Source organism: Gordonia liuliyuniae, from assembly GCF_021738805.1.
In the GTDB taxonomy this organism is placed as follows: Bacteria; Actinomycetota; Actinomycetes; order Mycobacteriales; family Mycobacteriaceae; genus Gordonia; species Gordonia liuliyuniae.
Genome location: NZ_JAKKOR010000014.1, coordinates 132,546 through 144,593 on the forward strand (window position 1 = coordinate 132,546; position 12,048 = coordinate 144,593).

General features: G+C 67.3%; 12 protein-coding genes. 6 read left to right on the top strand and 6 right to left on the bottom strand.

Annotated elements, in window-relative coordinates:
• Positions 1–83: 83 nt before the first annotated feature.
• The 3 genes from L5G33_RS19015 to trhA form a co-directional block, all read right to left on the bottom strand.
• Positions 84–1,466, bottom strand: a complete 1,383-nt coding sequence (locus L5G33_RS19015) for a PepSY-associated TM helix domain-containing protein (RefSeq protein ID WP_236999746.1) — start codon at positions 1,464–1,466, stop codon at positions 84–86.
• A 114-nt stretch (positions 1,467–1,580) separates the two neighbouring features.
• The gene (locus L5G33_RS19020; RefSeq protein WP_236999747.1) at positions 1,581–2,087 is read right to left on the bottom strand and encodes a hypothetical protein; all 507 of its coding nucleotides are present in this window, start codon (positions 2,085–2,087) and stop codon (positions 1,581–1,583) included.
• Between the two features lie 43 nt (positions 2,088–2,130).
• Positions 2,131–2,832, bottom strand: coding sequence for a PAQR family membrane homeostasis protein TrhA (trhA, locus tag L5G33_RS19025; RefSeq protein ID WP_236999748.1), 702 nt, complete (start codon positions 2,830–2,832; stop codon positions 2,131–2,133).
• Between the two features lie 60 nt (positions 2,833–2,892).
• On the opposite strand from trhA, the gene L5G33_RS19030 reads away from it, so the two are divergent.
• Complete coding sequence (locus L5G33_RS19030) at positions 2,893–3,669, top strand: isoprenyl transferase (protein WP_236999749.1); 777 nt, start codon at positions 2,893–2,895, stop codon at positions 3,667–3,669.
• Positions 3,666–4,151, top strand: coding sequence for an aminoacyl-tRNA deacylase (locus L5G33_RS19035; RefSeq protein WP_236999750.1), 486 nt, complete (start codon positions 3,666–3,668; stop codon positions 4,149–4,151). The genes L5G33_RS19030 and L5G33_RS19035 overlap by 4 nt, the downstream gene beginning before the upstream one ends.
• 31 nt (positions 4,152–4,182) lie before the next feature.
• On the opposite strand, the gene coaA is transcribed toward L5G33_RS19035, so the two are convergent.
• Positions 4,183–5,124 (bottom strand): type I pantothenate kinase, encoded by a 942-nt coding sequence (coaA, locus tag L5G33_RS19040; protein ID WP_236999751.1) that lies wholly within the window; start codon positions 5,122–5,124, stop codon positions 4,183–4,185.
• A gap of 71 nt (positions 5,125–5,195) precedes the next feature.
• Between coaA and L5G33_RS19045 the strand changes: the two genes are divergently transcribed.
• The 4 genes from L5G33_RS19045 to phoH2 all read left to right on the top strand — a co-directional run bounded on the left by L5G33_RS19045 (position 5,196) and on the right by phoH2 (position 10,293).
• Positions 5,196–6,419, top strand: coding sequence for a DUF885 domain-containing protein (locus L5G33_RS19045; protein WP_236999752.1), 1,224 nt, complete (start codon positions 5,196–5,198; stop codon positions 6,417–6,419).
• 9 nt (positions 6,420–6,428) lie between these two features.
• A complete protein-coding gene (glyA, locus tag L5G33_RS19050; RefSeq protein WP_236999753.1) occupies positions 6,429–7,721 on the top strand; it encodes a serine hydroxymethyltransferase in 1,293 nt (430 codons plus the stop codon).
• Positions 7,722–7,771: 50 nt separating this feature from the next.
• Positions 7,772–8,641: an acyl-ACP desaturase gene (locus tag L5G33_RS19055; protein ID WP_236999754.1), complete on the top strand. Its 870-nt coding sequence runs from the start codon at positions 7,772–7,774 to the stop codon at positions 8,639–8,641.
• Between the two features lie 350 nt (positions 8,642–8,991).
• On the top strand, positions 8,992–10,293 hold the full coding sequence (phoH2, locus tag L5G33_RS19060; RefSeq protein ID WP_236999755.1) for an RNA 5'-3' helicase PhoH2: 1,302 nt from the start codon (positions 8,992–8,994) through the stop codon (positions 10,291–10,293).
• 27 nt (positions 10,294–10,320) lie between these two features.
• Here the strand turns inward: phoH2 and L5G33_RS19065 are convergent, their stop codons facing one another.
• Both L5G33_RS19065 and L5G33_RS19070 read right to left on the bottom strand, forming a co-directional pair.
• Entirely contained in the window at positions 10,321–11,178 is an 858-nt protein-coding gene (locus L5G33_RS19065; RefSeq protein WP_236999756.1) for a putative endonuclease domain-containing protein, read from the bottom strand.
• A 167-nt stretch (positions 11,179–11,345) separates the two neighbouring features.
• Positions 11,346–11,951: a class I SAM-dependent methyltransferase gene (locus L5G33_RS19070; RefSeq protein ID WP_236999757.1), complete on the bottom strand. Its 606-nt coding sequence runs from the start codon at positions 11,949–11,951 to the stop codon at positions 11,346–11,348.
• Positions 11,952–12,048: the final 97 nt, after the last annotated feature.

The following is a 12,048-nucleotide window of genomic DNA, read 5'->3' on the forward strand; positions in this document are numbered from 1 at the left end:
GGGTGCGCAAACCTACACCGCTGAGGGGACACGTCGCCGTGACGGTGTCGTAGGCGCTGAGCGGTGTAGGTTTGCGGCCTCGATCAGTGAGTGGACGTCTCCAACTCCGTGCGGGCGGGCGGCGGCTGCGGGGCGCGTCGGGACCGGTACGCGCCCACTGCCACGTCAATGACCACGAACGCCAGCAGCGGCCAGCCGAGCAGCGGGATGAACCAGCCGACCGCGACGGCGACCGCGGCTACCGCAACGCTCATGCCGAGCGGGGCGTCGCGCAGCGCGCCAGACGTCGGGGCCTTCCCGACTCTCGAGTTCTTGCCGTGCCGCTGGAACCAGGCGCGGTATCCGAGCACGATGATCGTGATCAGCGCGATCATCAGCACGAACAGCACGACCTGATTGGCGACGCCGAACAGGAGGCCCATGTGCAGCGCGATGCCCCAGGTGGCGAGTTTGGCGGCCAGCGGCCAGTCGGCGAAGCGGTTCTCGGAGACCACCGAGTCGGTGGACGGGTCGACGGCCACCTCATCGGGGGAGACCTGCCAGGCACGGCGCACTTCGGCCACGGTGAACGCGGTGGAGGCGTCGGCCGGGAGAGTGATCTCGACGCCGTCCCCCAATCCTGCGGATCTGGCCAGGGCGAGGGCCGCGTCGATCTTCGGGACGGCCGCTGCCGTGTCGCCCGCCGGGGTCACGCCACCGCCGTGGCCCGCGTGCTCTCCACCGGACGGCGCGGGGGCCGCACTGCCCGGCAGCGCGGTGTTCGTGGCGGGATTAGTCCAGCTCAGCGCGCTGCGCAACGCGGTGACGTTCTCTCCCGCGTAGGTCGACCAGGTGAGTCCTGTCGCCGACAGGAACAGTAGTCCGGCGGCGATCCACACGCCGATCGTCTGGTGCCTGCTGACCGTTCGGGCTCGGCCCGTCTTCCGTCGCTTGGTCCGAGTGCGGGTGAACCAGAGGACGAGGCCCGCGAGTGCGATCACCCACAGCCACGACGCGGCGAGCTCGCTGTACAGCCGGCCGACGTCGCCCAGATGCAGGTCGCGGTGCAGACGGTCGAGCCACTGCCGCACGGGTAGGGCGAAACCGCTGCCGTACACCGGGAGGTCGCCGAGCGTCTGGCCCGTGATCGGGTCGACGAAGACGGCGCGGCGCACCGATTCGCCGAGCGTCGGATCGTCGAAGATCACCGCAGTCGTGTCGCCCGGCTCGGCGGGCGGTCGGACGGCGGTCACGGTGAGGTCGGGCAGGGTCGTCTGCGCGGAGTGCACCTGGGTGGCCAGTGGCGTCGGCTGCCCGGTCTCGGACGTGTGCAGCTGACTGCGGTAGACGACGTTCTCGATCGACGGCGACAGCGCGTACAACGCGCCCGTCACCGCCGCGACGAGGAGGAACGGGGCCACGAGGACACCCGCGTAGAAGTGGAGTCGATGCAGCATGCGGGTACCCGCACGCCGGTATGCAGACATGGTGAGGAGAGCCTTTCGCGTGAAGTGTCGTCAGGCTGCTGGATCGATCGAGTGCAGTCGAGAGCCATAGCAGCCTGCCGGATCGACGATGTCGATCCGGTGAGTCGAAGAGCTTCAGCGAACGGGTGGCCCTCGGAGCCCGACGGCGCCCAGATGGAGGTGGACGACGGGGGCGGCGACCTCGGGGACCACGGTGGGTCGAGTCGTCGAGCGGCGCATGCCGCGGTACGTGAGCAGCGAGACGACCACGACGATCACGTCACGCAGTGTCGACGCGAGTGCTTCGAGCGCGGCGATCGCAGCGAGTGCCGCCAGGGTGCCGAGAGCGTGGGTCGCCGCCATCGACGGCTGAATCAGATCATGGTGGTGGCCCGACAAGAGGACGAGCAGAAGGTGAACGGCGCCCTGCCCGACGATGAGCGCGGCGAGATTCGGGAGCCGGGGCGTCGCGGCGACGGTGGTGCCGATCGCGGCTGCCGCCCCGATCACGACGAGCAGTGTCGACGTCGACGGGAGCATTCCCTGGGCGGCGGCGTGCGCCGCGATCCCGGTCAGTGCGCAAGCCCCGCCGACGATTCCGCCGCGCATCCGCGCGGGGACCTGGTTGGCGGGTACGGGCACGCGCTGAGCATACGGGAACCTCGGCCGGAGACGGCAGTGTGGCTCAGCCGAGCACGACCAGCCAGACGGCGATGTAGTGCAGCAGTGCGGCTACCGCGGTGCAGGCGTGGAACACCTCGTGGTGGCCGAAGGTCCCCGGCCACGGTTCGGGCCAGCGCAGCGCGAACAGTACGCCGCCGATGCTGTAGAAGACGCCGCCGACGGCCAGCAGGACCAGGACGGGCACCCCGACGTTGTGCACGAGGGTGGGCAGGACGGCGACGATCACCCAGCCGAGCAGGATGTAGAGGATCACGCCCAGCCAGCGCGGCGAGCCCGGCCACAGCAGCTTCAGCGTGACCCCAGCGAGTGCGCCGCACCAGACGATGCCGAGCACCCACCAGCGGGCGGGGCTGTCCAGCCCCATCATGCAGAACGGTGTGTACGTGCCCGCGATGAACACGAAGATCATCGAGTGATCGGCCCGCTTCATCGCGACCCGGTGGGCGGGCGACGTCCAGTTGACGCGGTGGTAGACGCTGCTCACCGTGAACAGGGCGCAGATCGTGATTACGTAGACGATCACCGAGACGAGCGGTCCGACGGTGCGCAGCATCGCGGTGCCGACGATCAGCATCACGCCGATGGCGGCGGCGATCACCGACGAGTACTTGTGGATCACTCCGCGTAGTCGTGGCCTGCCGGCGACGTCCAGCTCAGGGGCGGCGGCCGGGGCGGGCTGCTCGGCGTCGGACAGGTCCATCATGACACCTACGATACCGTAAGTTTCGCGTCGGTAACTTGCTCCACGCGTAACATCGCCAACGTGAAACTGCTTCCCGACGCTCTCCGAAGTGGCATGTACCGAGTCTACGAGGGTCGACTCGTACAGCTGATGGATCCGGACCGGATGCCACGGCACGTCGCCATCATCTGCGACGGCAATCGCCGGTGGGCGCGCGAAGCGGGTTTCGACGATGTCAGCCACGGGCACCGCGTGGGAGCCAAGCGGATCGCGGACATGCTCAGCTGGTGCAGCGAACTCGGGATCGGCGGGGTCACCATCTACCTCCTGTCGACGGAAAACCTGTCGCGCGAGTCCGAAGAGCTCGACGCGCTGATGCAGATCGTCCCCGACATCGTCGACGAGATCTCGCACGGCGACTGGCGGGTGCGGATCGTCGGCAACCTCGACAGTCTGCCCGCGCCGGTCGCCGACCGTCTGCGTGACGCGTCGGCGCGCACCGACGGACTCTCCGGGATGAACGTCAACGTCGCCGTCGGCTACGGCGGGCGTCAAGAGATCGTCGACGCCGTGCAGAAACTGCTGGCCGAAGCCGCAGCCAAAGGTGCGACCCCCGCCGAGATGATCGAAGCCGTGTCGGTCGCCGGAATCGACGCCAACCTGTACACGTCCGGGCAGCCCGACCCGGACCTGGTGATCCGCACGTCCGGCGAGCAGCGTTTGAGCGGGTTCCTGCTGTGGCAGAGCGCGTACTCGGAGATTTGGTTCACCGACGCGTACTGGCCCGAGTTCCGTCGTGTCGACTTCCTGCGCGCACTGCGCGACTACGCCGCCCGCAACCGCCGATTCGGCAAGTGAGCGCGTCCACCCCTGCGATCGCCGCGCTGGAGAAGGCGGGCATCGACTTTACGGTCCACAGCTACACCCACGATCGCCGCAGCACCGATTACGGCGCCGAAGCCGTCGAGGCGATGGCCGCGCGGGGATTCGCCGCCGACCAGATCTTCAAGACACTCGTGGTCGATCTCGGCGACGGGTTCGGTGTCGCGGTGGCGCCCGTGCCGGGGAAACTGTCGTTGAAGGCCGTCGCCCGCGTGCTCGGTGCGTCGAAGGCGGTCATGGCCGACGCTGCGAAAGCCTCCCGCGCCACCGGGTACGTCCTGGGCGGCGTCTCGCCCGTCGGGCAGAAGACAGCACTGCCGACCGTCGTCGACGAGACCGTCGTCCTGTGGGACTCGATCCTGTGCAGTGCCGGGCGGCGCGGGCTGGAGGTCGAACTGTCGCCCGCCGACTTGGTGGCCGCGACCGGAGCTGCGGTCGCGGCGATCACGGCCGGATAGAAGCTCGACCAGTCGCGACAGAGGCCGCCCGCTACAGCTTGCGTAGACGGACCTTGTTGATCGAGTGGTCGCGGTCCTTGCGGAGGACCAGCGTCGCGCGGGGCCGCGTCGGCAGGACGTTCTCGATGAGGTTCGGGCGGTTGATCGACGTCCAGATGTCGCGGGCCGCGATCTTGGCCTGCTGGTCGGTCAACGACGCGTAGTGATGGAAGTGCGAGTTCGGGTTTTGGAAAGCGGTACTGCGCATCTGCAGGAAACGCGAAATGTACCAGCGTTCGATGTCTGAGGTCTTCGCGTCCACATAGATCGAGAAGTCGAAGAGGTCCGAGACGGTCAGCGTCGGACCGGTCTGCAAGACGTTCAAGCCTTCGACGATCAGAATGTCGGGTTGCCGGATCTCGATGAACGCGTCCGGCACGATGTCGTAGCTGACGTGCGAGTACACCGGAGCCGTCACCAGCGATGCGCCCGACTTGACCTCGGTGACGAATCGCAACAGCGCGCGCCGGTCGTACGACTCGGGGAAGCCCTTGCGGTGCATGATGCCGCGCCGCTCCAACTCCGCGGTCGGGTAGAGGAAACCGTCGGTCGTCACCAGGTCGACCTTCGGGTGAGTCTCCCAGCGCGACAACAGTTTGGCCATGACGCGCGCCGTCGTCGACTTGCCGACCGCGACACTGCCCGCAATGCCGATGACGAACGGCACCTGACGGTTGCGTTGATGCTCGCCGAGGAACGTGCTGGTCGCCGCGAACAGGCGACGGCGTGCCTCCACCTGCATGTGGATGAGACGCGAGATCGGCAGATAGACCTCGGCGACCTCGGTGAGGTCTATCTGTTCACCCAGGCCGACGAGCTCTTCGAGTTCCGCCTCGGTGAGCACCATCGGCATCGACTGCCGCAGTTCACGCCACTGCTTGCGGTCGAGTTCGAGGTACAGGCCGGGGTCGCGGTCACTGGAATGGCGCGCCATTGGAGTAACGCTACAGCGCGGGCGATGAGTGCGACATGCCCGGCACTGTGTAGGCAACTACCCTGTGTCGCATGACTGTCCCCGCGCGCTCGTCCGATGACCCGGTCGTCGAATACCTCCGTATCGGGCTGGCATTCGACCGGCTCGAAGAAGGTTTCGTCGACGCGTACACCGGCGACCCGGCGTTGCGCGCCGACGTGCAGAACGCGACGCGGCCCGACCCCGCCGATCTCGCTGCCCGAGCGCGCGGACTGCTGAGTCGACTGCCGGACGGGCTGCCCGCCGACCGCGCCGAGTTCGTCGGCTCCCACGTCCGGGCGCTCGAATGCTCGGCTCGCAAGTTCGCGGGGGAGGACGTCGGCTTCGTCGACGAGGTGCGCGCCTACTTCGACGTCGACATCGCGCCCGCCGACCCCGCGACCTACCGGCAGGCGCACGCCGACCTCGCCGAAGCACTCGGGGTGCCGGGAGCGACTGGCGACGCCCTCCGCGACGAGTACCAGCGATACCGCCGAGCAGAGGAGATCCCGGCGCAGCTCACCGAACCGCTGATCGCCGCGTTCGCCAGCAGCCTGCGCGACGTCGTTCGCGCCGAGTTCCCGATCCCGGCCAGCGAAGTCGTGGACTTCGACGTCGTCTCCGACAAGCCGTGGTCGGGCTTCAACTACTACCTGGGCGACTACCGGTCGACCGTCGCCGTCAACACCGACCTGCCGCAGCATCTGTCGGGGCTGCCCGGCCTGATCGCGCACGAGGCGTACCCCGGCCACCACACCGAACACTGCCGAAAAGAACAGAGACTCGTCGGCACCGGACAGCTCGAACACCAGATCTTCCTCGTCAACACACCGCAGTGTCTGATGGCCGAAGGCCTCGCCGACCACGCGCTCGCCGCCGCGATGAGCAGCACCTGGCAGGAGTGGGCCGCCGAGATCTACGCCGACTTCGGTCTGCGGTTCGACGCCGAGAAGGCTCGTGCAGTGTCGGCCGCGACTGCGGGGCTGCTCACCGTCCGGCAGGACGCCGCGCTCCTCCTGCACGACACGCACGCCGACGCAGACACCGTCGCCGCCTTCCTGCAGCAGTGGCTGCTGGTTAACCCCGACCGCGCACGGCAACAACTGCGGTTCCTCACCTCGCCGCTGTGGCGCGCCTACATCTCCACATATGTCGAGGGATACCAACTGCTCGGGCTGTGGCTCGACGACGCGCCGGGCGCTCGGCTCGCACGATTCGGTCGACTGCTCGACGAACCTCTCACCCCTGCGGTTCTTCGTACCGAACTGTCGATTTAGACTAAGATCATGAGCCTGTTCACGCAGTCCCTGGCCGATCTCGACCCCGATGTGGCTGCCGCCATGAACGGCGAGTTGTCCCGCCAGCGCGACACCCTCGAAATGATCGCTTCGGAGAACTTCGTGCCGCGCGCCGTCCTGCAGGCGCAGGGCAGCGTGCTCACCAACAAGTACGCCGAGGGCTACCCGGGACGCCGCTACTACGGCGGCTGCGAATACGTCGACGTCGTCGAAGACATCGCGCGCAACAGGGCCAAAGAACTGTTCGGCGCCGAGTTCGCAAACGTCCAGCCGCACGCGGGTGCGCAGGCCAATGCCGCTGTCCTGCAGGCACTCATGGAGCCGGGCGAGACGCTGCTCGGGCTCGACCTCGCGCACGGCGGGCACCTCACCCACGGTATGCGCCTGAACTTCTCGGGCAAACTCTACGAGAACGCCTTCTACGGGGTCAGCAAGGAAGACTTCCGCATCGACATGGACGAGGTGCGCAAGATCGCCCTCGACGCCAAGCCGAAGGTCATCGTCGCCGGCTGGTCGGCCTACCCGCGGACCCTGGACTTTGCGGCGTTCCGGGCGATCGCCGACGAGGTCGGCGCCTACCTGTGGGTCGACATGGCGCACTTCGCGGGCCTGGTCGCCGCCGGACTGCATCCGAACCCGGTCGAGCACGCCGACGTCGTCTCGACCACCGTCCACAAGACTCTCGGCGGCCCGCGCTCGGGCATGATCCTCGCTAAGAAGGAGTGGGCCAAGAAGCTCAACTCGGCGGTCTTCCCGGGCCAGCAGGGCGGTCCGCTCATGCACGCCGTCGCCGCTAAGGCCGTCGCACTCAAGGTCGCGGGCACCGAGGAGTTCGCCGAGCGTCAGCGTCGCACCCTGTCGGGCGCCAAGATCCTCGCCGATCGCCTCCTTGCCGACGACACCGCGAAGGCTGGCGTCACCGTCCTCACCGGCGGCACCGACGTCCACCTGGTGCTCGTCGATCTGCGCGACTCCGACCTCGACGGGCAGCAGGCCGAGGACCTCCTCCACGAGGTCGGCATCACCGTCAACCGCAACGCGGTGCCGTTCGACCCGCGCCCGCCGATGGTCACGTCCGGTCTGCGCATCGGCACCCCGGCGCTGGCCACTCGCGGCTTCGGCGACACCGAGTTCGCCGAGGTCGCCGACATCATCGGGACCGCGCTCGCGGCAGGCAAGTCGGCAGACGTCACCGCCCTCCGCGCCCGCGTCAGCGCGCTGGCCCTCGACTTCCCGCTCTACGATGGACTCGAGGACTGGGGTCTGATGAGCGGTCGGTAACCCGATCGCCGATAACCGGTTTCCGTCGAACGTCGATTAGGGTGGTTCACGTGCCAGTACTTAGTGAAGACGAGTTGATCACCGCACTGGAGAAGGCGCTCCCCGAGATCGCCGAAGAACATGCGGAAGCAGCCCTGCACTGGAACCCGGGCGACTGGGTTCCGTGGGACAAGGGCCGCAACTTCGCGTTCCTCGGCGGCGAGGACTTCGAGCCCGGTCAGGAGACGCTGTCGCCGACCGCGGCCGCAGGCCTGCTCGCGCTGCTGCTGACGAAAGACAACCTGCCGTCGATCCACCGGGTCCTCTCGATCCACTTCCCGCCGTTCTCGGATTGGCGGCAGTTGATCGGCGTGTGGACGGCCGAGGACAACCGGCATTCGATCGTGCTGCGCGACTACCTCGTCGTGACCCGCGCGATGGATCCGGTCGACGCGGAGAACCGGCGTCGCATCCATGTCGTCGCCGGATGGAAGCAGACTCCCGAAGGCATCGAGGGGCTCGGCCCGCTCGACGTTCTCGCGATCCTCGCCGTCCACGAGAACCAGTGCGCGCACTTCATCACCAACCTGATCGAGTACGCCGAAGATCCTGACCTCGTCACCATCCTGGAGAAGATCCGGACCGACGACGCCGCGCAGGCCGCCATGTTCCAGGCGTACCTGATGGCCGGTGCCGTCGCCGACCAGGAGGCGACAGTCCTCGCCGTCGACCGGGCCCTAGCGGGCATCGAGCACATCGGTTCGGACATCGCCGACTTCGATGCGCAACGCGAATACATCAGCGACTTCGAAGACGTCGCGTCCGACGCCGCCATCGCCGCCAAGCTCGCACAGGAACTCAAACTCGAGAGTCTGCAGAGCCTGAGCGACGAAGCGCAGGCCGCACGTGCCCGGATCCTGGAGCGCGCCGCAGGCCACTGAGCCGGCTGAACAACGTACCGAGCCCACAGGTCGATGTCCCACGGGACGTCGACCTGTGGGCTCTTCGCGTCCGGTTCTGACACGAAGCCCGGACACGACTCAGTAACCGGACGTTCACTGACACGCAGAGCTGCGTTGACAGGTTCGTGGTGTGACGCGGCGTACGTTGGGTCGTGACGGGCCGTGGGGAAGCGGTTCGTTCGGGAGGTTCGATTCGTGGACGATCACGTCACGAGAGGACCGGCCCCGGTCCTCGCCTACGCGGCCTGAACTACAGGCTGCACGGCACGAACCGGCCGGCCGGAGACACTCGGTCCGTGCGGGAGCCGCACGGCGCCAAGGAGCCAGACGTGACCGCACGCACCTACGTCCTCGACACCTCTGTCCTGCTCTCCGATCCGTGGGCAGTGACTCGCTTCGCAGAGCACCATGTGGTTCTGCCACTGGTCGTGATCAGCGAACTCGAGGGCAAACGCCACCACAGCGAACTCGGCTGGTTTGCACGCCAAGCCCTCCGTCTGCTCGACGACATGCGCGTCGAACACGGTCGGCTCGACGCACCGCTGCCGGTCGGTGACGACGGCGGGACCGTCCAGGTGGAGCTCAACCACACCGATCCTGCGGTGCTGCCCGCCGGGTTCCGCAACGACACCAACGACTCGCGGATCCTCGCCTGCGCGCTCAACCTGCGAGCCGAAGGCCGTGACGTCACCCTCGTCTCCAAAGACACGCCGCTGCGAGTCAAGGCGGGAGCCGTCGGACTCGCCGCCGACGAGTATCACGCCCAGGACGTCGTCGTCTCCGGGTGGAGCGGGATGGCCGAGCTCGATGTCGTCGACTCCGACGTCGACACCCTGTTCGCCGACGGCGTCGTCGACGTCGACGACGCACGTGACCTGCCGTGCAACACCGGCGTCCGCCTCGTCGGCGCCGGCAACAGCGCGCTCGGCCGGGTCACCGACACCAAACAGGTCCAGCTGGTCCGCGGCGACCGGGAAGTGTTCGGTCTGCGAGGCCGGTCCGCCGAACAGCGCGTCGCTCTCGATCTGCTGCTCGACGAGTCGGTCGGCATCGTCTCCCTCGGCGGCAAGGCAGGAACCGGAAAGTCGGCGCTCGCCCTGTGCGCCGGACTCGAAGCAGTCCTGGAACGTCGCACGCAGCGGAAAGTCGTGGTGTTCCGGCCGCTGTACGCGGTCGGCGGACAGAACCTCGGGTATCTGCCCGGCAGCGAGCAGGACAAGATGGGGCCGTGGGCGCAGGCCGTCTTCGACACACTCGAGGGGCTCGTCTCCACCGAGGTCATCGACGAGGTGCTCTCCCGCGGCATGCTCGAAGTGCTCCCACTCACGCACATCCGCGGCCGCTCCCTGCACGATTCGTACGTCATCGTCGACGAGGCACAGTCGCTCGAGCGGAACGTGCTGCTCACCGTCCTGTCCCGGTTGGGGTCGGGGTCGAGGGTGGCGCTCACACACGACGTCGCCCAGCGCGACAATCTGCGCGTCGGCAGGCACGACGGTGTCGCCGCCGTGATCGAGAAGCTGAAGGGACACCCGTTGTTCGCGCACGTCACGCTCACCCGCAGCGAACGGTCGCCGATCGCGGCCCTCGTCACCGACATGCTGGAGGAGTTCGCACCCGGGTCGCCGTAACCTACACCGCTCGGCCCGGACATTGGTCTATCGATCGATGTCCGGGCTGAGCGGTGTAGGTCGTGCGAGCTGGGAGGGTCGCAGGTGCGCGCCGTTGCGGATCGCGGTCATGATCCGACGGTTGGTTGCGGCTCGGTCGAACACCACTTGTTCGTAACTGAACGCGAGCGGCGTATATCCACGGAGGTGCGCGTCCGCGAATCGGATGCGGTCGCGCGTGAACATCGGCTTGCCGCCGTGGTACTCGTAGCCGTCGATCTCGATGATCAGCCATTCTCCGACGAGGATGTCGACTCGTCCGACTCCGTCGATCTGCACTTGGATGTCGAGCTTCACGTGCTTGTTGCGGAGTCGGAAGCGGATCATCGACTCGGGGCCGGACTCGGCCCGGGCGTCGAGCATCGACAGCAGCCGTTGGAGGCATCCGGGCGCAGCCCGAAACAGGTACTCGATCTCATCGAACGTCATCAGGCGCAGATGGAGAATCGAGTCGCACACCACGACGAAACCCTCGGCGTCGAGGCAGCGGGCCGCATAGGTGAGCGCGGTCGGAACGTCGTCTATCGCGCCGTACTCGGGTTCGGGGCGTCCGAAGCGTCGACAGAACGGACCCTTCCGGTTGCGGGTCGCCCACTGATTTCCGCGAACGTGCAGATCGATGTCCTCCGGGACCCACACTCCGTGTCTCTTCAGTGCGGACACGCAACTCAGGACACCGCCACGCTTCACCGCGAGGACCTGGTCCGCCGGAGCATTGCCGACCCTGATCCAGCCTTTCCGGATCGGTTCGGCCTTCTCCTCTCTGATCAGTCGTGCGACTGCTGCCGGGCCAAGCGTCTGGCGCAGGCTCTTGGTCGGGTACACACCTGCCGGAATCGGTTCCATGCCAGCACCGTGGCATGACGACGCCGATCAGATAGGTACTAATCGGACATTGGTCGGCATCTGGGGAATCTCTGATGACTATCCACAAGTCGACGTGCGGTGGCGACCTACACCGCACAGGACGTGCAGTGCCCGATAGGTGAATGTCCGTGCTGTCCGGTGTAGGTTCACGCGCGCCGCAGGATCGACACCGCGAAGTCGGCGTCGTCGTGCCACGGCCGGACGTCCCACGTGGACAGTCGGAGGTCCAGTCGGAGGCTGGTTTCGGCGAGTGCGGCGTCGAACGCGTCAATCGGCAGCTTCTCCGTGTGGAAACCGACGGCGATGAAGCCGCCGTCGGCGAGGTGGTCGGCGAGTCGGTTCAGCACGAGCGCCTCGGTGTCGGGTGCGACGAACGCGAGTACGTTTCCCGCGCAGATGATCGCGTCGAACTCGCGGCGGGACCGATCGTTCGCGGGGAGGTCGAGAGTCGCCAGGTCGTGGACCTGCCAGTCCGGTCCCGGGTAGTCGGTCATCGCGGCCTCGATGAGGACGGGATCGACGTCTACGCCGACGACGTCGTGTCCCACCGAGTGTAGGTATCCGCCGACGCGGCCGGGCCCGCATCCGGCATCGAGAATCCGCGACGACCTGGCCACCATCGCATCGATGAGTCGGGCTTCGCCGAACAGGTCCGCGCCGTCGGCGGCCATCGAGCGGAAACGCTCGATGTACCACTCGCTGTGTCCTGGGTCCGTGTCGGTGATCCAGCGGGGAGGGGGAGGGGTGGTCATGACTCCGACCATAGCCGCCGGTCATCGCGTTGCGGAAAGGTGACGATGCTCTCGCAGGGTGGCGGAGTGTCCATAACCGCTGGCACACTAGGGTGGT

Bases quoted from the DNA above. Each gene is read 5' to 3' on its own strand.
- L5G33_RS19015 (WP_236999746.1), bottom strand. From the start codon at position 1,466: ATGTCTGCATACCGGCGTGCGGGTACCCGCATGCTGCATCGACTCCAC.
- trhA (WP_236999748.1), bottom strand. From the start codon at position 2,832: ATGATGGACCTGTCCGACGCCGAGCAGCCCGCCCCGGCCGCCGCCCCT.
- coaA (WP_236999751.1), bottom strand. From the start codon at position 5,124: ATGGCGCGCCATTCCAGTGACCGCGACCCCGGCCTGTACCTCGAACTC.
- L5G33_RS19045 (WP_236999752.1), top strand. From the start codon at position 5,196: ATGACTGTCCCCGCGCGCTCGTCCGATGACCCGGTCGTCGAATACCTC.
- glyA (WP_236999753.1), top strand. From the start codon at position 6,429: ATGAGCCTGTTCACGCAGTCCCTGGCCGATCTCGACCCCGATGTGGCT.
- L5G33_RS19065 (WP_236999756.1), bottom strand. From the start codon at position 11,178: ATGGAACCGATTCCGGCAGGTGTGTACCCGACCAAGAGCCTGCGCCAG.
- L5G33_RS19070 (WP_236999757.1), bottom strand. From the start codon at position 11,951: ATGACCACCCCTCCCCCTCCCCGCTGGATCACCGACACGGACCCAGGA.